The sequence below is a fragment of the Paenibacillus paridis genome, from assembly GCF_006345825.1.
In the GTDB taxonomy this organism is placed as follows: domain Bacteria; phylum Bacillota; class Bacilli; order Paenibacillales; family Paenibacillaceae; genus Pristimantibacillus; species Pristimantibacillus paridis.
Map to the genome: position 1 here is coordinate 1 of NZ_VCIX01000036.1, position 20,584 is coordinate 20,584.

The 20,584-nt window shown below is 47.8% G+C and carries 18 protein-coding genes and 1 tRNA gene; 11 read left to right on the plus strand and 8 right to left on the minus strand.

The window, feature by feature from the left end:
• The first annotated feature begins 204 nt into the window (after nt 1–204).
• The 4 genes from FJQ58_RS00380 to FJQ58_RS00395 all read left to right on the plus strand — a co-directional run bounded on the left by FJQ58_RS00380 (nt 205) and on the right by FJQ58_RS00395 (nt 5,023).
• A tRNA-Val gene (locus FJQ58_RS00380) sits at nt 205–280 on the plus strand.
• A gap of 226 nt (nt 281–506) precedes the next feature.
• Nucleotides 507–2,006 (plus strand): DHA2 family efflux MFS transporter permease subunit, encoded by a 1,500-nt coding sequence (locus tag FJQ58_RS00385; RefSeq protein ID WP_139990481.1) that lies wholly within the window; start codon nt 507–509, stop codon nt 2,004–2,006.
• 178 nt (nt 2,007–2,184) lie between these two features.
• Complete coding sequence (locus FJQ58_RS00390; protein WP_139990482.1) at nt 2,185–3,948, plus strand: class I adenylate-forming enzyme family protein; 1,764 nt, start codon at nt 2,185–2,187, stop codon at nt 3,946–3,948.
• On the plus strand, nt 3,941–5,023 hold the full coding sequence (locus FJQ58_RS00395; protein ID WP_139990483.1) for an acyltransferase: 1,083 nt from the start codon (nt 3,941–3,943) through the stop codon (nt 5,021–5,023). The genes FJQ58_RS00390 and FJQ58_RS00395 overlap by 8 nt, the downstream gene beginning before the upstream one ends.
• On the opposite strand, the gene FJQ58_RS00400 is transcribed toward FJQ58_RS00395, so the two are convergent.
• The 5 genes from FJQ58_RS00400 to FJQ58_RS00420 all read right to left on the minus strand — a co-directional run bounded on the left by FJQ58_RS00400 (nt 5,020) and on the right by FJQ58_RS00420 (nt 9,203).
• Nucleotides 5,020–5,646, minus strand: coding sequence for a hypothetical protein (locus FJQ58_RS00400; protein ID WP_139990484.1), 627 nt, complete (start codon nt 5,644–5,646; stop codon nt 5,020–5,022). The two genes, FJQ58_RS00395 and FJQ58_RS00400, sit on opposite strands and share 4 nt — an antisense overlap.
• Nucleotides 5,639–6,133, minus strand: a complete 495-nt coding sequence (locus tag FJQ58_RS00405) for a sigma-70 family RNA polymerase sigma factor (RefSeq protein ID WP_139990485.1) — start codon at nt 6,131–6,133, stop codon at nt 5,639–5,641. Before FJQ58_RS00405 ends, FJQ58_RS00400 begins: the two co-directional genes overlap by 8 nt.
• A gap of 102 nt (nt 6,134–6,235) precedes the next feature.
• On the minus strand, nt 6,236–7,087 hold the full coding sequence (locus tag FJQ58_RS00410) for a DUF4358 domain-containing protein (protein ID WP_139990486.1): 852 nt from the start codon (nt 7,085–7,087) through the stop codon (nt 6,236–6,238).
• A gap of 73 nt (nt 7,088–7,160) precedes the next feature.
• Nucleotides 7,161–7,403 carry a hypothetical protein gene (locus FJQ58_RS00415; RefSeq protein WP_139990487.1) on the minus strand — a complete coding sequence of 81 codons (243 nt, stop codon included), beginning with the start codon at nt 7,401–7,403 and terminating at the stop codon, nt 7,161–7,163.
• A 102-nt stretch (nt 7,404–7,505) separates the two neighbouring features.
• On the minus strand, nt 7,506–9,203 hold the full coding sequence (locus tag FJQ58_RS00420) for a methyl-accepting chemotaxis protein (protein WP_139990488.1): 1,698 nt from the start codon (nt 9,201–9,203) through the stop codon (nt 7,506–7,508).
• 353 nt (nt 9,204–9,556) lie between these two features.
• On the opposite strand from FJQ58_RS00420, the gene FJQ58_RS00425 reads away from it, so the two are divergent.
• The gene (locus tag FJQ58_RS00425; protein WP_139990489.1) at nt 9,557–9,901 is read left to right on the plus strand and encodes a YojF family protein; all 345 of its coding nucleotides are present in this window, start codon (nt 9,557–9,559) and stop codon (nt 9,899–9,901) included.
• Nucleotides 9,902–9,924: 23 nt separating this feature from the next.
• Nucleotides 9,925–10,581, plus strand: coding sequence for a bacillithiol biosynthesis deacetylase BshB2 (gene bshB2 / locus FJQ58_RS00430; protein ID WP_139990490.1), 657 nt, complete (start codon nt 9,925–9,927; stop codon nt 10,579–10,581).
• 97 nt (nt 10,582–10,678) lie between these two features.
• On the opposite strand, the gene katA is transcribed toward bshB2, so the two are convergent.
• The 3 genes from katA to FJQ58_RS00445 all read right to left on the minus strand — a co-directional run bounded on the left by katA (nt 10,679) and on the right by FJQ58_RS00445 (nt 14,399).
• Nucleotides 10,679–12,136, minus strand: a complete 1,458-nt coding sequence (gene katA / locus FJQ58_RS00435) for a catalase KatA (RefSeq protein WP_139990491.1) — start codon at nt 12,134–12,136, stop codon at nt 10,679–10,681.
• A gap of 159 nt (nt 12,137–12,295) precedes the next feature.
• Nucleotides 12,296–13,099 carry a WYL domain-containing protein gene (locus tag FJQ58_RS00440; protein ID WP_139990492.1) on the minus strand — a complete coding sequence of 268 codons (804 nt, stop codon included), beginning with the start codon at nt 13,097–13,099 and terminating at the stop codon, nt 12,296–12,298.
• The gene (locus FJQ58_RS00445) at nt 13,086–14,399 is read right to left on the minus strand and encodes a helix-turn-helix transcriptional regulator (protein ID WP_139990493.1); all 1,314 of its coding nucleotides are present in this window, start codon (nt 14,397–14,399) and stop codon (nt 13,086–13,088) included. The genes FJQ58_RS00440 and FJQ58_RS00445 overlap by 14 nt, the downstream gene beginning before the upstream one ends.
• 201 nt (nt 14,400–14,600) lie before the next feature.
• On the opposite strand from FJQ58_RS00445, the gene FJQ58_RS00450 reads away from it, so the two are divergent.
• The 5 genes from FJQ58_RS00450 (at nt 14,601) to FJQ58_RS00470 (ending at nt 20,406) form a co-directional block, all read left to right on the plus strand.
• A complete protein-coding gene (locus FJQ58_RS00450; RefSeq protein ID WP_420799802.1) occupies nt 14,601–16,013 on the plus strand; it encodes an RtcB family protein in 1,413 nt (470 codons plus the stop codon).
• Nucleotides 16,014–16,526: 513 nt separating this feature from the next.
• Nucleotides 16,527–17,642, plus strand: a complete 1,116-nt coding sequence (locus FJQ58_RS00455; protein WP_139990495.1) for a slipin family protein — start codon at nt 16,527–16,529, stop codon at nt 17,640–17,642.
• A gap of 271 nt (nt 17,643–17,913) precedes the next feature.
• Nucleotides 17,914–19,071 carry a YecA family protein gene (locus tag FJQ58_RS00460; RefSeq protein ID WP_162341218.1) on the plus strand — a complete coding sequence of 386 codons (1,158 nt, stop codon included), beginning with the start codon at nt 17,914–17,916 and terminating at the stop codon, nt 19,069–19,071.
• A gap of 54 nt (nt 19,072–19,125) precedes the next feature.
• Nucleotides 19,126–19,890: an AAA family ATPase gene (locus FJQ58_RS00465; RefSeq protein ID WP_139990497.1), complete on the plus strand. Its 765-nt coding sequence runs from the start codon at nt 19,126–19,128 to the stop codon at nt 19,888–19,890.
• Between the two features lie 21 nt (nt 19,891–19,911).
• Nucleotides 19,912–20,406, plus strand: coding sequence for a CYTH domain-containing protein (locus tag FJQ58_RS00470; protein WP_139990498.1), 495 nt, complete (start codon nt 19,912–19,914; stop codon nt 20,404–20,406).
• Nucleotides 20,407–20,584 lie beyond the last annotated feature (178 nt).

A 20,584-nucleotide genomic window follows, 5' to 3' on the forward strand; every position in this document is an offset into this window, starting at 1 on the left:
AGCACAGCAATGTGTGGAGCTGACGAATACTAATCGGTCGAGGGCTTATCCTAAACACGTTTACTGTGACCCATACATCCGGTAGACAGCAGCTATACAAGGCTTCAGCAAGCCTGATCTTTCGTATCCAGTTTTCAGCGTGCAAACGCTTGGCTTGCCCGCAGGCAAAGCCAGCCCACGTAAGGTGGGTTTTATTGTTTCCATGGAGGATTAGCTCAGCTGGGAGAGCATCTGCCTTACAAGCAGAGGGTCGGCGGTTCGATCCCGTCATCCTCCACCATNCCGTCATCCTCCACCATACGATTTTCAGAAGCCATTGTTCATCGAGAACAATGCTTTTTTTTGTTTATAGGGGTATGAAGCGAGGCTTTTACCGATCAGATAGAGAAGTATCCGCTTACATGTATAGATCTTTTAAATGATTGAGAGTTACCATTGAAATTAGTTTAGAACTAAAATATAATAGTTAAGCTGTAAAGTATTTATAGAGGGTGTGGGAGAAACAAATGAATCAAGAAGAAGTTCAGAAGGTGCGTTTCTGGCCTATCATGGTTGCTATTTTTATCGGTTCCTTTTTATGCGTATTGGCGTCGGCAACGATTAATTTGGCGCTCGAGATTTTGACGGACCATTTTGACACGACGTTAAGCTCTGTGCAGTGGACGTTAACCGGTTTTATGCTTGCAATGGGAACAACGGCGCCGATTGCCGGCTATTTGGGCGAGAGATTTAGCTACAAGCGCCTTTACCTGTTCTCCTTAATCGGCTTCACCCTAGCATCGGTGTTATGTGCTACGGCTTGGAGCGAAGGCTCACTGATTGCTTTCCGCGTGCTGCAAGGCGCATTCAGCGGATTGATCATACCGGCTACGATGTCTATTATTTATCAAGTGATTCCAAGGGAACGCCAAGCGATGGCTGTGGCATTCTGGGGCTTGTCCGCAATGCTTGCGCCAGCCTTTGGACCAACGATCAGCGGATGGATTTTGGAAAATCTCAGCTGGCATTGGCTGTTCTGGATGAACATTCCGATCGGGCTGATTGCGATCTGGTTTGTCTACGCGTATATTCCCTTCTATCGCTTAAACGTACCGAAGAGCTTCGATGGGCTTGGATTCTTGACCGTTGTGATCAGCAGTTCGTCCTTGCTGCTTGCGCTGGGCCAAGGCCACAGCTGGGGCTGGGGCTCTTGGAAAATCATTTCCTTATTCGCGCTCGGCGTCGTTTCTTTATTATTGTTCATCTGGCGCGAGCTGACAGCGGAAACGCCGCTGCTTAATTTGCGGGTATTTAAGAATCGCCGTTTTACCTTAAATGCGATTATCTCTAATATTATTACCATCAGCTTGTATTCCGGTACGCTGCTTACGCCGGTATTCTTGCAGCGCATCCAGCATGTCTCTGCAATGGATACTGGGATGATTCTGCTTCCAGCATCGCTTGCGATGGCACTATTGATGCCGGTTGTCGGCAAGCTATATGGCGTTATCGGACCGCGCTGGCTGATGTCGGGCGGCATTGCGCTCCTTACAATTGGGACACTGGCACTCAGCTGGTTAAGCATCGACGTTTCGCATGCCTATGTCATCTGGTGGATGATCGTTCGTAATATCGGCATCGCGCTGGTGGTTATGCCATCAAGCAACGCGGCCATGGAACAAATTCCTGCTGAGCTTTCCGGTCATGCATCGGCCATAACGAACTGGACGCGGAACGTATTTGGCTCCTTCGCCATTGCGATCTTTACGACGATGCTGGCATCGAGATCGATTACACATGCGACTGACTTTATGAAAGCAGGAGATGTGGATAAGCTTCATATCGAGATGATGTCATTTACAATGAGTGTTAATGATGTCTATGTAGTTGCAACTTTAGTTGCCGTTGTCGCACTGCCACTCAGCTTGTTCGTTGGCAAAATCAAGCGCCCGAAGGGTGCGGAACCGATGGCTAGCAAAGAAAAAGCAAACGCTAAACCAATTACAGCAACGGTTTCATCTAAATAATTAAAATGCTGCAGAGAGAGCCGATTTCTCAATGCAGCATTTTTTTTGTGAAAAATGTTCTTTATAAAGAACTGTATAAATGCTATATTAGACGTAATCATCTAGTTTTCAATAAAATACATTAGAATTTATCGTTTTTTTAGTTCGTTATGAAGAATACATTGCGGGGGTCATACAGATGAAAAACAATGGTAGGATGAATAAGGATACGATTCCTTTTTTGATTCAAGCTAGGGCAGCTCAATGTCCACATGATGTCGCCTATAGCTTTCCGGCTGCTGACCAGCATTATTCATGGCTCAGGCTTTGGGAAGAGGTTCGCCGAGCAGCCAAAGGCTATCTCCAGCTGGGTATCAAAAAAGGCGATCGTATAGCTTTGCTTATGCCCGGCAGAATGGAAATGGTCGTTTCCATGTTTGCTGCGGCATGCGTCGGTGCTATTATTGTTCCGCTTAATACCTACTCCAAGAAAATAGAGCTTCAAAATTATTTGAAGGATGCCCGTCCTGAGCTGTTGATTATGGGTTCAGAAGGACAGCATATTCAATATCCTGCCGTGCTGAAAGAGATTATCGCAGAAAATACCATGGATGGCATATTGGCGGATTGGTTGCCTGCCCATATCTTTTTGCTCGAGGATGCCCCCCGCAATACGGCTCCCTTTCGATCCTATTCTGAACTGGCTGTGCTTGGGCTAGAAATGACTGAGCAACGATTTACAGCCGCCTATGAAGCCAACATGCCGAAGGACCCGCTCATTTTGCTGTACACCTCAGGTACGCTCGGCGTGCCGAAAGGAGTGCTGCGTTCTACGGCATCATTCTTATTATCAGGAAGCCAAAAGGAGGAGCAAGGGAAAAGCAATACGATGCTACTACGAATCTGTGATAAAATTACCCGCTATTTTTCAATTATGAACCTTCTCCCGTTATATCATTTAGGCGGTTTTGCCACATTGTTTACCAGCTTGAAGGCATGCAATATCCGTATTGTGATGCTGAGTCACTTTAATCCGCTGAATGCGCTGGCCACGGTGGAGAAAGAAAGATGCAGAGTGCTCATTGGTACACCCTTTATGGTGCAGCAAATGCTCACTTCTCCTAGCCGGAAGGAGTTTAATTTAAATTCGCTGCTGGGTGTGGCCTTTACGTCCGCCGCGGTCAACAATACGATTTTGCAAAAAATTATGAAGAGCCTGAAGCTCTATTTCTTTATGGTTAGCTATGGCTCCTCGGAAGCCGGTGCTGTCGCAAACGGAACCTGCTTCATTCATCGCAAGAGCAATATCATTCTGCTTTTGCTTTACCGAATACTGAGGCATACGAATTTGCTTAGCGGACTTATTCACTACAAGGAATTTGAGAAAGGCTCCTATAGCATTGGCGGTAAGGTGGATAAGCTTGTCGAGGTGAAAATCTTAAATCCGGAGACAGGGGAGACGCTGCCTCCTCATGAGCATGGCGAAATCGCCATTCGGAGCTACCGTGTGATGCGTTATACGAACGAGGTACAGGATAAGGCTAGCATTACCTCTGACGGCTGGTACAAATCGGGGGACTTGGGTTTTCTGGATGATCGAAGAAATTTAACGATAACCGGCAGGCTGCACCGACTTATTATCCGCGGCGGAGAGAAGATCTCGCCCGTTGAAATTGAAAATGTGCTGCTTCGTCATCATGATGTGGATGAAGCGCTTGTCATTGGCGTGCCGGATGATCTCTACGGGGAACAGGTTTGCGCCTGCATTGTAGCGAAGCAGGGAACGAGCCTGACATCCGACAAGCTAAAAGCTGATTTAGCTCCGCATATGTCCGCTTTTAAATTGCCGCGTTATTACGTATTTCTACCCGTATTTCCGCTTTCGCCGACAGGGAAAATTTCTATCGCGGAGATCAAATCGCTCGTAATGAGCGGTATAGGAGAACTTCGGAAACATGCGTAAATATTATCCCGGAATTACGATATTTAAGCTGGCTGGGGCTTTGCTCGTGCTAGTCGCCCACATTATGCTGCTGCGGTATCTGGAGCTTATTCCCGGCCAGAGGCTAGTTCAGTTTACGGCTCTTGCAACCCGAGTGGTCGTGCCTGGTTTCTACGTCATTGCGGGTTTTCTCGCTTACAAGGGGTGGACACATGCCGCAAGCTCCCGCGACTATATGCATCGATATTTTAAACGCCTGTTCTTCATCTATTGTTTTTTCTGTTTTATTTTTGCTGCGCAGCATATCATGCCTAGTTTGGTGAACGAGGGACTGTCTGCAGGAAATTTGCTTGTGCAAGCCAAAATCATGTTTATGGCCTTTTTTCTGAATGGGCCGTTTATTCAATTTTGGTTTATTCCGCCGCTCGTATTTGGCTTGCTAATCGCTTACGTCCTTTTTCGAACCGAACAGACGAGACTCGCTGTAGGCTTGGCGCTTGGCGGTTTTGTAAGCATTCAGTTTGTATCCGGCAGTTTATCAAGAGTCATGGGCAGCGAAGCTACCAATTTGCCTGCCATTGATCCGATTTATCTAGAGTATGCCTCTACGTTTGCCACACGGTATATCGGTTTTGGCCTTACCTTTGTCATTGCCGGGGCTTTTCTCGCTAAATATGAGGAGCATTTGATGCAGATCAAAGTCAAGCGACTTGTTATGGCGGCTATTATACTCACAGCTGTTGAGACGCTCCTACTGTTTGGATTCAGCGATTGGTCCAGGGAATATAAGCTCTCCTTCAGCATGCTTCCGAATACCCTCCTCCTCTTTTATGGCATATTGCGGATCAAGGGCTCCTCCGTTCAAAAGTATCATAAAGTCATTAGCTTGTTCAGTTTCGTTACTTTTTTTGGGCATGTTTTATTCATCCACATCAATAGCCTGCTATTTGGCTGGAGCGCGGAGAGCATGACCGTCGGCCAAGATTTTATTTTATTACTGGTGACCTTGCTCGAATGTGCCGCGGTTACGGCTTTGCTTCGCTCGGGAGCCAGATATAGAATCATAAAGCAGTTGAAAGGCTATTCCTCCAGCTAGTCTTCTCTGAGCATGCCGTTGTAAAAAGAATGGTTAGCAGCCTGGATCTCAACGGTTCGGCGACCGATTTCTGTTTTGTTTCTATAGGCGATGATGGAAACGCTGCTTTTCCCTGTTAATAATTTTGTGTTCTCTTCAACACTAGGCGACCAATAGACGGTGATGCCAGGTTGGGCATGCAGCTGTTTTCCTTTTGGATGCACCTTGGAGTCGGAAGGTGACCATAACGATAGGCTGCCTTCACTTACCGCAACGACAATGTCATCCGCTTCATCTGACGCAATCGTAATCGGAAGCCCCGGTACGCTGCTCATAAGCGGGCTGTATTGTCCAAGGGGAAGCTGAACGTTCGGTTTCAATGGTAACGCAGTCCCGTCTGCCGCATAGGCGGTAATGATGAAGCCGGAAAACGGTTTAGGCTGAATGCGTGTTTGAGAAGGGGAGAGGAACAGGACTGTCATTACAAGGATGACACACGCAGCTGCCGTTAAGGCGGCTGTTTTCATGGAAAGCATAATCTTTGAATTGCCCGTAGAAAGCCGCAGCTGGGTTTGTTCAATGAATTGTTGCTTCATTTCTTCGTTAGCTTTGATCTCATGCATGCCTTCCCGGTATCTATTCATTCGCAAATCCTCCAATCATGCAGGCTTTTAGCAGTTCTCTTGCTCGTTTAAGCTGGGTTCTAACGGTATTTTCGTTTCGCTTCAGCAGTCCGGCGATTTCTGCAGTGCTGTAGCCTTCATAGTAATAGAGATAAATAACGATCCGGTATTTAGCGGGCAGTTCGAGCACGCAGGCAACTACTTCCTGATTGTCGGTATGCTGGATTGAACAAACGGGCTCACCGATGGGGGAGAAGAGTTTTTTCCACGGGCTTCGCAGCAAATCCTTGCATGCATTGATCGTGACCCGTATGACCCAAGCTTTCTCATGGTCGGCTTGAGTGAACGCTACTGGACGCTTAGCTAGCTTGATAAAGACTTCCTGACAGACATCCTGGGCGTCAGCGGTATTTTTCAGATAAGTGTAAGCAACGCGCATCATCAGATCGGCATGACGGTGGACGAGTGCTGTCAAATCATTATTTGATTGTATGGCCTCATGGGGCATAAGCACCGACTCCTTCACCCCTAACACGATTAAGAGGGCACAAATGTTTCATATTTACAAAAAAAACCTGACCGATGGCGGCCAGGTTTGCTTGTAAAGCATTTATTTAAAGAAGCTGTTAAAGATTTCAACCACTTTATCTTGATCGTTGGAGATCGCTAACATAACATAGTTGCCGCTGCGAACGATTTTGTAGTTTTTGGCATCCTCATACTGATCCTGCAAATAAGTTTCGAATGTTTTCTGAATGCTTGCAGCACGAGCTTCTAAAGCCTCGGCTACCGTATCATAACTTTTGCTGTCTTTCAGCTTTACGATAACGAGCTCCGTCGCTTTTGTGTTCATCATAGCTTGCAAGAATACCGCATCCGATAGGAGGCTGTCCGCATCAAGGCCATAGACATCCTTAATGCGTTCGCCTTCAACCGAAATCAGCCGCGGCAATTCGACGTCAGCTATGATTTTATCGGAAATATCGGCTGCTTTAATGGCAGCTGCCGGTTTTTCAGTTGGTTTAGCTGTAGCGCTAGGCTTTTGCGTTGGTTTCTGAGTTGGCTTTTGTGTCGGTTTTTGTGTCGGCTTAGCTGTTACTACAGGCTTGGCTGTAGCGGCAGGCTTAGCTGTTGCTGCTGGCTTACTTGTTGGTTTGGCAGTCGCAGCAGGCTTTACTGCCGATGACTCGTTGTCCTTTGCAGCTTCATCGCTCTCTGTAGGCGCTGTAGTAGCGGATGGTTCACTGGTTACGCTATCAACCTCTGGCTGTTCCGTAGCGAGTGGTTCATCTGTTGTGGGGTTTACGGTTGGCTGATCGGTTGCTGCGCTCTCATTGGAGTTAGTGCCTTCATTGTTGCTGCCGCTTGCGGCGTTTTTGTCGGAGTCGCTGCAGCCCGCGGCCAAGAGGGCCAAGGTTAGCGCGAGTACGGCCATTTTGGAAAAGGATTTCTTCAAGTTCATGATGTAAGTCGCTCCTTAAAAAATAAAAGTCGAACACTAGACGACAGTGTTCGACAAAAGGTTGCAAGGCTACCTATTCTTTTACTAAGCTGCTTTCGCCATCTGTTTCGCTATCAGCTTCCTCATCTTCATCCTCAGGTGATTCAACAAGACGGAAGTCATCGGTTTTCTCGCCATCCTCCCAAATCTCGACGAACAGCGCATCGCAATGTTCAAAGTCGGCAGCTTTGAGCGATAATGCTTTTTCCTCGTCGTCACCTACATATACATTTTCCAGTCCATCTTCATTAAACGATTGAATGACATAAATTTTCATCGCGGAATCCTCCTGCTGTTTATTATTTTAGCAGTATACCACAAAATGGTTCACATGTAGGAGCTGGGCGTTTCAAGCTTCAGCTCCATGAGAGCACGGCCATTAGCTCACTTTGAAACGGCTTACCGTAAGCTGCAAATCTTCGGCCATCTTGGCCAGCGAGCTGGAAGCGGCGCTGATTTCTTCCATAGAGGACAACTGCTCTTGGGTAGAGGCGGTTACCTGCTCCGTGCCTGCGGCAGAGTTCTCGGTTACCTCGGAGATGGTCTTCATCGCGCTGGTCATTTCATCGACGCCTGCTGTCATTTCCTGAACCGCTGCTGAAACCTCCTCGGATTCAATGGCGACATCATGGACGGCATGTTGAATATATTCAAAGGACTGGCCGGCCGTATGGACAACGCCGATGCCGGCATGCACCTCTCTCGTTACAGCTTCCATCGAATGAACGGCTCTGCTCATACCAAGCTGGATCGAAGAGATGAGCCCCGTAATTTGCTGGGCGGACTGAGCAGATTGCGCAGAGAGCTTGCGAACCTCTGAAGCGACCACCTCAAAGCCGCGGCCGTGTTCGCCGGCCCTTGCGGCCTCAATTGCCGCATTGAGAGAAAGTAGGTTCGTTTGTGCGGCTAGCTCCGTTATGACTCCAACAATTTGATTGATTTCATTGGATTGCCCATTTAGCTCCTCGATGACATCGGATAACCCGGTGACTGTTTCGTTAATGGAGCCCATTTGGGTGATGGCTGTTTGGATGGATTCGTTACCCGACAAAGCTTTTTCTGCCGCCTCAGCAGCCTTGCTGGATGAGGTTTGCGTGTTTTTGGCGATTTGCTGGAATCCGATTGATAATTCGTTAATGGTTTGGAGACTGCCGTGCGTGAGCTGAACCTGCAGATCTACACCTGTCGCGACTTCTTGAATCGTCGTTGCGATTTGCTCGGTCGCCGTTGAGGTTTGCTCTGCGCTGGCGCTTAATTCCTCGGAAGAAGAGGCTACATGCTCCGCGTTTTTGCTTACCTGACGAATAAGCGATCTCAGATTGTTGGACATCATATTAAATGAGCTGGCCAACATGCCAATCTCGTCGTTGTTTTTCATCATCATCGGTTTGCCCGTTAGATCTCCGCTTGCAATTTTTTCGGCGGCCTTGGTCACTTCGACAAGGGGCCTAGTAATGAGGCGTCCCATTACTAAAGCGATGCCTACCCCTAAAGCAAGGGCAATAACGCCAAGGATGATAACTAGATTTGCAACCTCGTCGGCCTGTTTGCTTGCGTTTGCATTTCCTGCCTCCAATAGCTGCTGCTGATAAGTTTCCATTTCAGTTAAAAGGCTCTCGAAACGTGCGATGAGCGTACGTCCTTGATTCGTTAAAATAGAGTTAATTTCCGTTGCTTTATTTTGCTTTTTCAATTCCATAGTTTGTTCCGCAAGCTTAAAATAATCATCCTCGACTTGATCCGCTTGCTTAAGCGATTCAATCATGGTAGGCGTAGATATGGTAGCACCCAGCTCCTTGCTTTTTTGCACATAGTTATTATGAGAGGCGGTTACCGCATTAAATGATGTTTCATCGCCTAGCTGGGTATACACCTGAAGGGCTACCTGCTCGGATTTTACTGCAATGACCATATCTTTAATTTGCAGCATCTTCGCCGTTCGATCTTCTATCAATTCTGAATATGTACGATCAAGAGACAACAGCTGCATTAATGTGATAGACATAATGATTACTAATAAAAGGAGTACGGATATGAATCCGGAAAGTAGTTTTTTGCTGATCGATAAATTTCGCATGATGGCCTCCTGCAGTCTTTGGGATAGGTTTGTATAAGGTTTGAGTGAGAGGAATACAGCTGCTTTACGATTGTCACCTCCTAGAATAAAGCTCAGCTTGTTCACCCACTATAAATTTGAAAGCTAGTATAGCATATATATCCAAGACAAGCTAGTTCTGTGGAACTACTCTAATTTAGGTATTTTTCCTTATTCAGGAGAACGAGGCTTTATATGATTGAGGTGACATTTAACTGTCTTCATTCGGCAGCTTCCACTACAAGAGATACATTATTTGTTTAAGGATAAGTGTGTTAAAATAATCTCAATATCAGTAACGATAGAGTAGCGCTGATATAAGGGGAGGGATAGCCTTGCAGCTAATAAATCAACAAGTGGTACAGCAGATGATAGATGGTTTCAAGGATGAGGATCTGTATATTCATCTTGAAATGACAACGGGGGCTTATGCTGCCCATCTCGATAGCTCGAAGCATCCAGCCGCTAATTTCATTACGAATGCTGCGATTCGTTATTCGCATGGGTCTATAGCAGGGAGCGGACCTTTTCGGGTCGGTTTGAAGATGGAACAGGGTTGGATTTATTCCGAGGGGCTTACCCACTGGGAAGAGACTGAAACGGATCGGCTGCTTCTCGCGGGACATGATGGCCAAGGAAAGCTGATTGTTTCGCTGCAGTTGAGCCGGGTGCCCTTCTAATGGGAGAGGAGAGGAACGAAGCAATGGGACAACATATATTGGTCATTCTGCCGCATCCGGACGATGAGGCCTTTACGGTATCGGGAACGCTCGCCAAGCATATTCAGGATGGCGCATATGTCACCTACGCCTGCTTGACGCTTGGGGAAATGGGCCGGAATATGGGGATACCGCCGTTTGCCAATCGGGTAACGCTGCCAGCTATTCGCAAAATCGAATTGGAAGAGTCTTGCCATGCCATCGGCATTCAAGATCTCAGGATGCTGGGCTTTCACGATAAAACGCTTGAATTCGAGGATCAGGACCGGCTGGACGGTGAAATTCTAAGTTTGATAGATGAGCTGAAGCCGTCGATCGTCTATACCTTTTATCCAGGTTATAGTGTCCATCCCGATCATGATGCTTGCGGAGAAGCTGTGGTTCGCACAATTGGAAGGCTCCCTAAAGAGGAAAGGCCAATCGTTTATTGTGTCGCTTTCTCCAAAAACCATCAGCAGGTGATCGGCAAGCCTATGCTCATCAATGATGTTAAACATTTTTTGCAGCAAAAAATAGCCTCGATCCAGGCGCATCGCTCACAGTTCCAAGCGGCTGAATTAATGGGAAACAAACCATTGGAGGACGAGGAGATTCAAGCTCGTTACGGAACCGAACGTTTTTGGATTTATCCGTTTCAGTAAATCAAGCCATAGAGAAGGGGACGGCTCCTGGAGCCGTCCCCTTTGCGGTTTTGCGTAAGCTTGTAAAGCAATAAGCAAGATAAGAGAATAAGTCCCTTTATAGCTCCTGAGTGATGGACAAACCTAGCCCTTCGGCAACCCGCTGCCCATAATCGGGGTCTGCTTTATAGAAGTGGCTAATTTGACGAAGCTTGATCTCATCCTTCTCAACGGGCTTCATAGCGCCAACAATCGTATCGATCAAGCGAGCGCGTTCCTCATCGCTAATCAGGCGATACAGATCACCGGCTTGCGTATAGTGGTCGTGATGATCGTAACCGACGCTGTCCGCATGGCCGGTTACATCGAATGGAGACGCCTTGTGTTCAGGCGATTCTGTTGGTCCGCCGTAGCTGTTCGGCTCGTAATAGATGGATGCTCCGCCATTGCCATCCGCACGCATTTGGCCGTCACGCTGATGATTGTTCACCGGAGCGGCAGGGCGGTTGATCGGCAGTTGGCTGTGATTGGCGCCCACGCGGTAGCGATGGGCATCCGCATAGGCAAATAAGCGGCCTTGCAGCATTTTGTCCGGTGACGCTTCGATGCCGGGAACGAAGGAGCCGGGAGAGAACGTCGCTTGCTCCACCTCGGCAAAATAGTTGTCCGGATTTCGGTCGAGCACCATGCGGCCAACCTCAATAAGCGGGTAATCCTTTTGTGACCAGACCTTCGTTACATCGAAGGGATCGAAGCGATATGTATTCGCATCCTCGACCGGCATAATTTGCACATACAGCCTCCATGCTGGAAAATTGCCCTCCGAGATGGCGTTGAATAAATCCTCGGTGTGATAATCGGGATTTTCTCCGGCGATTTTGGCAGCAACCTCGTTGGAAATGTTCTGGACCCCTTGTTCGGTTTTGAAATGGTATTTGACCCATACCGCGTGCCCATCGCCATTGACCCATTTGAAGGTATGGCTTCCGAAACCATGCATATGTCTAAAGGTAGCGGGAATGCCGCGATCCGACATAAGAATGGTTACCTGGTGGAGCGATTCCGGCGACAAGGACCAGAAGTCCCATACCGCGTTCGGGTTTTTTAAATGGGTTTGGGGATGGCGTTTTTGCGTATGGATGAAATCAGGGAACTTAATGGCATCGCGAATGAAAAATACAGGCGTGTTGTTGCCGACTAAATCGTAATTGCCTTCCTCGGTGTAGAACTTCACAGCGAAGCCGCGCGGGTCGCGGACCGTATCGGCTGATCCAAGCTCGCCGGCTACCGTGGAGAAACGAATGAACATAGGGGTGCGTTTGCCTACTTCGGACAAAAAATCTGCTTTGGTGTAAGACGTGACATCATGCGTAACTTGGAAGTAGCCATGTGCGCCTGCGCCTTTGGCATGAACGACGCGTTCGGGAACACGCTCCCGGTTGAAGTGCGCCAGCTTCTCCAGCAGATGCACATCTTGGATTAACGTAGGGCCGCGTGATCCGGCTGTCATCGAGTTTTGGTTATCCCCAACGGGAGCACCTGAACTGGTCGTAAGCTTGTTCTTCTCTGTACTCATAATAGATTCACCTCATCTATTTTGTATGCTTGCCCTTCACCTAATATGTTATCGTGTTCCTTCGGAAAATCAATATCAAATTATAATAATTACAAATAAAATTTTTCGTCAAAAAGTGAGTTTAACCGCTATGGAGATAGAAGGCTCCGCCTGCGGGCACTAGACGGATTCTTGCCCATAGCGTCCCAGTGCCTTCGTTGCAGATTCCAGCATACGGCGACGCATATGCTCGCTCTCCATGACACGCACACGTTTTCCCAGAAAACGGGTTTTAGAGAGGACATATTCAATATCGCCGCCAGAGAAAAACAAACGAATCGTATACTCGCCAGACTCCTCATCGAAGCTTACTTCTTTCTCAAAGCAAGAGAAAGCATAAAGGATGCGTGACAGCTCCCCGTTATAGGCTGGCACAACACGTATGGTAGCGCTGGAGCTGCGTTTTTTGAGCAGGGTAGCAGCCTTGGATGCCAGCCATTCATAGTCCTCAGCCGTATGGGCTTGAGGCTCCATTTCTGTAATCTTCCGCAGCTTGGTGCTCATTAACATCCGATTGCGGATATGGTACCAGAGCAAATACCACTCCCGTTTCACCATGGAATATTCGAGCTTATATGGAAAACAGTCCTGCTTCAGGGAGATTCGTCCGTCTTTCATGCTAAAGCTCAACTGGAGCAGCTGCTTTCCTGATATCGCCTTTCTTAAAGGGCGGATATAGGGATGATAGACATGGGATTCCTTGCTGGCAGCTTTGTGAAGCAGTCCGTCTCGGTCTATCGTTTGGTCTTGTTCTACCATAAGCTGAAGCCGGCCGAGCGTTTCCGGCAAAAAGGCTTCGGCGGCCGCCGGATGCTCCAGCATCGTCTTCAGCCATCCGCGCTCATGCGTCGTAATCATAAAGGTGCCGGAATCCTCTAGTCGGGACAGAATTTGATAATTAAATATTTTCTCAAATGGATTCATAATAAGCTCTGATCTCCTTCCACTCGGCAATCATTTCTTGCCTCAGCTTCTCAGGTGCCAGCACCTCGCAGCTAGAGCCGAAGCTTCGGATCCAAGGCTTAATTTCAATCGTACCGTTAACCTCGATTTCATAGACAAAGGAGTTTTCTTCCTCCTCTACAATTTCACCCCATTGCCCTTGCAGCAGCACGCGTTCCCTAACGAAATCTGGAATGCCCAGGCCAGGATGGAAGAAACGAACGCGAACCTTAACGGGCTTACCCGTATCAATAAGCCAGCTATGCTGAATACGCTGCTCAAGCTCAAGCTTTCTAGTCTCAAACAGCTCTGCGGCTACTTCATTGCCTAAGGTTATTTGGGTTAAGCCTTCGATTCGATATTTCCTGATCGCTCCACCGGGATGATGGCCTAGCAAATACCAGCGCCCATATTGGTGATCGTAGATAACCTTTATCGGCAGCATGGTCTCCTGCATGCCTTCGGTCTCGCGCTCGAATAGCGGATTTGTGTTTTTGGATGCGTAGCTCGTATCCTTCTTGGGCGAAAAGTAGAGAAAACTAACCATCCGGCGTTGCCGAATGGAACCAAGCAGCGTAAAGAGATGAGCCTCATCCAATATACGGGAGTAGTAGTTGTATTTATATAAGAAGGGAGCTGCTGAACGATCTGCTTCTTGCTGCCTTGCCATATGCTTCTTAAGTCCATCTCGGAGCAAATAGCCTTGTACGGAAGGGACCTGGGTACTGGCCATCATATCTACAAAATCATATAAATCCAGAAGCTCTTCATGAGAGAGCTCTCGAACCATTTCATTATGGATCCGGTAGCGGAAGGGACGCGCTCCTGTTTCTTTTTTGATGACGCCAACCTGCTCCAAATATTTCAGATCGCCTCGAATGGTCTTCTCGTCTGGAAGCGAAAGGTCAGCGGGCATGCTGCCGCAGCACAGGTCAAGCAGTTCCATTGCCGTCAAAGCCTTATCCTGCATAGCGGCAAGCAGCAGCGAAAGACGCTGGCTCTCCGATTCCTTAAGCGATTTGGCCCGGAAAAGAAAAAGTAGCATCGGGTCGCTGGAGTCCATGTAGCTGTAACGCATCGTTTGGGCGAATTCCTTCCCTTTGTCTTCCGGGAGCTGTTGATGGACAGCACTCACCACTTCTTTCAGACGCTTGATCGTTTTATCGAAGGTATGTACGGAAATGCCGAGCCGCTCGGCATACTGCTGCCGATTATATGCACCGCTCGTTAAGGCGAGCATGCGCAAAAACTGGATTTCCTTATCGAAGCTTTCTCTTGCCATATCCGTGTGTCCCCCGTTTCCAAACGGTATTGTCATTCTATCTTATCAGGATAAAAGAGGATTTGGGCAAAAAGGAAAATTTTCCTTAGTCGTAATACTTTCGCCATGTTCGGCAGCTGCCAAATAAGAGAAGATAGAACTCGTAGAGCGGCAGCAAGCCGCGACGACTGAAGAAGAAGCATGGGAGGTTTTACAATGCTGATGAAGCACAAGAAACACGGTGATAATCACCACGAGATGGAGCTGAAGCATGGTAGGCTTCATGTATTTGCTAACGATGAGATCTTTGCCACCTTTGGCGATAATGTATTTGAAATGGCTGACCATAATTTGCAAATTCCTCGGAATCAATATATGAGCTATACCCCTGATGCCCATGTGGGCATCGGAACGTGCATTGGAACGACGGCGGTATGGCGAATGAAGGATGGCTGCGTATCCCCTTCGATCGTTGGTTCGGATATCGGGTGCGGGATGCGGGTCCATACGACTTCGCTCCATAAACGTGATATTCAAGACAAGGCCGTGCGGAGAGCGTTGATTACAGCAATTGAGAAATACGTGCCGACGAATGAACGTACGAATACGAATTATGAAGACATTGACGTCATGAGCGTCGTGCGGCACGGTTTGAAGGGGCTGCCTGCAAAATATGTGCCTGATGAGCAGTGGCTGACCCATGTGGAGCAATCCCATTTTGCTTTTGACGAGACTTACTTGAACCACCTGCCTCCGAAAATATTAAAATATGCTCGGGGACAGCTAGGTTCGCTCGGTAGCGGGAACCACTTTATTGAAATTCAATATTTGGAGATCAATGAGGAGTATGCGGAATTGGCTGCAAAATGGGGCTTGTTCGATGGGCAGGTCATCGTTATGATTCATTCTGGCTCACGTTCATGGGGCGGGATGGTCGGCCGCGAGCACAACAAGGCGATCAAGGAAGCGATGGAGCAGTGGGGCGTGAGCAATCCCGACCCAAGCTTGATTTATGCTCCCATTGCAAGTCAGGAAGGGCAAACCTATTTGAATCTGATGTACTCCGCGCTCAACTTTGCGGTAAGCAATCGGCATATGATTGCCTACGGTGTTCGCGAAGCCTTCCGGGATGTATTCGGAGCGGAGCAGGAGCTTCCTGTTCTTTATGACCTGATGCACAATTATGCCCTGAAGGAATTTCACCGCAACCAGCCGATGCTCGTTCATCGCAAAGGAGCGACGCGCGCGCTTCCGCCCGGCCATTTTTTGAACACGCCTGCCTATAAGGAGACGGGGCATCCCGCCCTTATTCCAGGCTCGATGGGAACTTCCTCCTATATTATGGTGGGGAAAGAGGAAGGCTTAAAAAACTTCTATTCCATTTGCCACGGAGCAGGGCGGGTCAGATCGCGGAAAGCAACGAAGCAGCTGATTACGATTGATGAGTTCGAGCAATCCTTGAAGGTCGGCACGGACGACGAAATTGTAGTCAACCACCAGTCGCTGCAGACGATTCTTGACGAATGCCCGCAGGCCTACAAGGATGTCGATCAGATTATCGACAGCGTCGTTGGCGCTTCACTTGCGGCTGTCGTCGCCAAATGCAAGCCGATGGCTGCAATTAAAGGCATTTAGATATCCTTCCGCTATTAAAGATCATTTCAATAATAGATGAGGTTCATGTGCGAATGGCGTACCTTGGCAGGGATTTGATAGAGTCCCGCAGTGCTCGCGCATGCTATGCGCTTGTATGCTGTACGATTCATATCGACAGGATCTCCACAATTATGGGTTCGAATCCCGTGGCTATCGCCTAATCCGCGATAACTCTCTGGTAGAGTAACGATGACTCCCTCCAAAGGAGAACAAACTTGAAGCAGCTACAGACCTGCAACAGGAGGTCTCCGAACGGCTTTTGAAGCGTTCACTGCAGTGATGCCTATGCAATCGGCGGATACCGATGGGAGCGGGCGGCCTCTTACAATGAAGGCAGACATTGCTTGCAATCGAATGGAAGTTGCATTTAATTGAGGCATTGAATGACGAAGTTGCAAAGCCGCTCACCTTCTTTCTTAAGCCAGATTCCGGCCTAGCCGCAGGAGATCTCCTGTTACACCGGTCACCAAAACCGTAAAGAGGTGTTTACCCATGTTTAAAAAAGTCATCATCAAAAACGACGAGCGCGGTCTGCTTTTCAAAAAAGGCAGCTATATTAAGCTTTTGCAGCCTGGAGTTTACCGCCATCTGGCTTTTACGGACGATAGCGTTATTTTGCAAAATGTAGCCAAGCGTTTTGCTGTTCCCAATAAGGAGCTGAACCTGTTTCTACAGGATTCCCAGCTGGCAGAGGAGCTTACGATCGCAGACGTGCAGGATTATGAGTATGTGCTGCATTTTGAGGACGGCAAATTCCACTCGCTGCTCACGGCCGGGCTATATGCCTTCTGGAATGTGATGAAAAAACATACGTTTATTCGGGTCGATATTCGAAATCCGGAGATTCCAGCAGAAATTGACCGCTCGCTGCTCGCGAAGCTGCAGGCCTATACGCAGGTGCTCGAAGTGGCTAGTTATGAAACAGGCCTGTTGTTTTACAATAACATGCTTCAGCGTGAGCTTAGACCTGGCCGTTATTATTTCTGGAAAGGCCCGACGAGCGTGCAGTTGAAGACGATCGACCTGCGGCAGCTTCAGCTCGACATGACGGGTCAAGAAATCATGACGGAGGATAAGGTGACGCTGCGGCTCAACTTTGTATGCCAATATAAGGTGATTAATCCGCTCAAGGCCTTTCAGATCAAATCGTTCGAGGAGCAGGTTTATATTTTGCTGCAGCTGATTTTGCGCGAGTATGTCGGTACGCTGAAGCTTGATGATTTGCTGAGGATGAAGCAGGAAATTGCCCAATTCGTGCTGACTCGCCTGAATGAGCAAAAGGAGCATTACGGCGTGGAGTTTATATCAGCGGGTTTGAAGGACATCATTTTGCCGGGCGATATCAAGGATATTCTGAATACGGTGCTTCTGGCGGAGAAGAAGGCGCAAGCCAATCTGATCATGCGCCGCGAGGAAACGGCTTCGACAAGGAGCCTTTTGAATACGGCGAAGCTGATGGATGATAATGTGACGCTGTATCGTCTGAAGGAGCTGGAGTTTGTAGAGAAAATTTGTGAGAAGATCGGCACGATATCACTGACTGGCGGCGGCAATATGCTAGAGCAGCTGAATTCGCTGTTTAGCGCCAAAAGCGTGGAAAAACGATGAATACAACTTGTGAAAGAGACTGTCTCCGAGAGTGAATCATGCCTCCTGGATACCGTCTCTTTTTTATTGGGCTAAGCAATCTCTTGCTTGTGCAAAAAGAACCAATGTTCTGGTGAAAAGCGAGTGCTTTTGGGCTAACCTATGAGGTTGAAAAACGATTTTGTTTGATTCCAACGTCGAATTTTGTTATCTTTGAACCTGCATATCTTTTGGGAATAGCGTTATAATTGATAGAAAAGATTGAAATACGATGAAGATTTAGGAGATTATGATGACAACAATGCAGGATAAAGCCTTGGATAAATTTTGGCCGCAGCTTACCTTCCCCCTTTCGTATTCGGAGGCATTGGGAACACTCTCGAAGCAGCAGCTCACTAATATTCGTACGAATTTGCAAATTAGCAACCTTAGCTCACTGAATAAGCAGGGCCTTGTGGAGAAGCTGTCTGAGAAAATACCGGCGCACCTGGCCGAGGTTACTCGCTTTTTTGATCAGAACAGAATAAAGCTCTTGCAGCGGATGGTGAAAAGCGGCGGCATTTGGGACAAGCCGGTGCTGGAGCTGCAGCAGTATGACTATTTCCGCGAGCACGGTATTCTTTTTCCGGCAACTGTTGATGGCAAACACGTCTTGCTCATGCCTACCGAGCTGTTAGCTTATCTTCAGGTGGAAGACCTATTTAGGGATCATCCCATTATCAACCGCAACACAGAGTGGATTCAATTGTCGCAGGGTTTGGTTTTCTATTATGGAGCGCTTACGGTTGATAAGCTTAAATCCTTCATGATTACAGAGGAAGATCACCCTCTTGCTGCTTATGATCTCATGAATATCATTGTTGATGCTCAATTTTATTATGAGAAGGTTATTGTCAATGAGGACATGACCGTCTCAAATGTTTGGTCAGAAAATCCGCAGGAGATTATTGCTGAACAAACGCGCAGGCATGATCTTGATTTTTGCCCATTTACGAAGCAGCAGCTTCTGAAGGCAGGAGAGCCTGACTATGTCGAGCGGACCAGCCAATTCATGAAGCTGTGCCGGTATGTGCTGGAGCGTTATGAAATCGATCGAGAAGAAGCGGAATTGATGGCGGAGGAATGTGTAGATGCCACCAAAAATGGTCAATCGCTGGCTGCGGTTTTGGAAGTGATGCAGGATTTTATCGAAATTCCTAACGAGCAGGTGCTTGCTGAGCTTACGAATTTAGTTGTTCCTCTTATGAATAGCACGAAGCAGTGGCTAATTAAAGGTTACTCTCCGGAAGAGCTGTCCGCGAAGCGGGAGAGGGCGAGCTTGGTTCTCAATCATAACGTGAGCCGCCCAGTGCAAGCGGATGTTATCGATCTGCAATCGAAGAAGAAGATAGGACGTAACGATCCTTGTCCTTGCGGAAGCGGGAAGAAATTCAAGAAATGCTGCGGTTAACGAGTCAAAGAAAAGCTAGAGTAGAGCGAGAATAATCGGGACGGGGGCGTGCGGATGAGACAGAATGAGCAAGGTCTTTATTTGCGGAGCGTGAAGCTGTTGCGGGAAACCGTTCCGACTTTCGATGAGTATCCCTTTCATTTGAATGCAATTCGGAAGTTTGATGAACTGGCGTTTCATCCGAAAGTCACGTACATCGTCGGCGAGAACGGCATGGGGAAATCTACGTTAATGGAAGCCATCGCGGTTGGGCTTGGTTTTAATCCGGAGGGTGGAACAATTAATTTCAATTTTTCGACGGAGGCCACCCATTCCGAGCTACATCGTTATTTGCGCTTAGCTCGCAGCGCCTACAAACCGAGGGACGGCTTTTTCTTTCGGGCGGAAAGCTATTACAATTTGGCGACGAATATTGATCAATTGGACCGTGAAGACGGCGGAGGCGGCCGCATTATTGATTCGTATGGCGGCAAGTCGCTCCACCAGCAATCACACGGAGAATCGTTTTTCGCAACGTTCCTTCACCGGTTTAACGGAAACGGCCTTTATATGATGGATGAGCCGGAGGCGGCTCTTTCTCCTTTTCGCCAGATGGCTATGCTCAGTCGCATCCATCAGCTGGTCGGGCAGCGCTCGCAATTTATTATCGCCACTCATTCCCCGATTTTAATGGCTTATCCCGATGCGGTGATTTATAATTTGACTGCCGAGGGAATTGAGCGAACCACCTTGGAGGATACCGATCATTACATGCTCATGAAACGATTTATCAACAACAGGGAAAGTATGCTGCACGAATTGTTTTTGGATGAGGAATAGATACGAAGGAGCTGTTTAGTTATGTCTTTGGAAATTGAACGTAAGTTTTTGCTCCCTGAGTTTCCAGTCGCTTTAATAGAAGAAGCAGAGCTGAAAGTGATCTCGGAGCACAGAATCGAACAAACCTATTTGGCCATGGATGAGAACCAGGAGCTGCGCGTGCGCCGCATTGTTGATCTTGCCAGCGGCGAGGTTAGCTACACGCATACGTTCAAGCTTGGCAACGGTTTGTCCCGTGAAGAGATTGAATATGCGATATCAGAGGGAATATATGAGCAGATTGTCAAAGCGTTTGGCTTTATCCCGCTGACTAAAAACCGGGTAACTGCAGAATGGCAGGGCGGCATTATCGAGATTGACACGTATGATCAGATTGAGTTGTCTGTCCTTGAGGTTGAATTTGATTCGGAAGAGGCGGCAAATTCGTTTATGGCACCGGAATGGTTCGGCAAGGATATTAGTACTGAGCGTCAATACAGCAACAAAAAGGTGTGGCGGGAACTGCAAGGAAAATAGGCTTTTTGGGTCAGGAATCGACAGGGTCAAACATTATATTTTAAAATATTTCAAAAAACGCTTGACCTTATAGGCGGATACATGGTATATTCTAATTCCGGCCGAGAGAAACACGCGGACGACAAGGAAAACAAGCAACACGAACGAAAGAATAGATTGCTCTTTGAAAACTGAACAA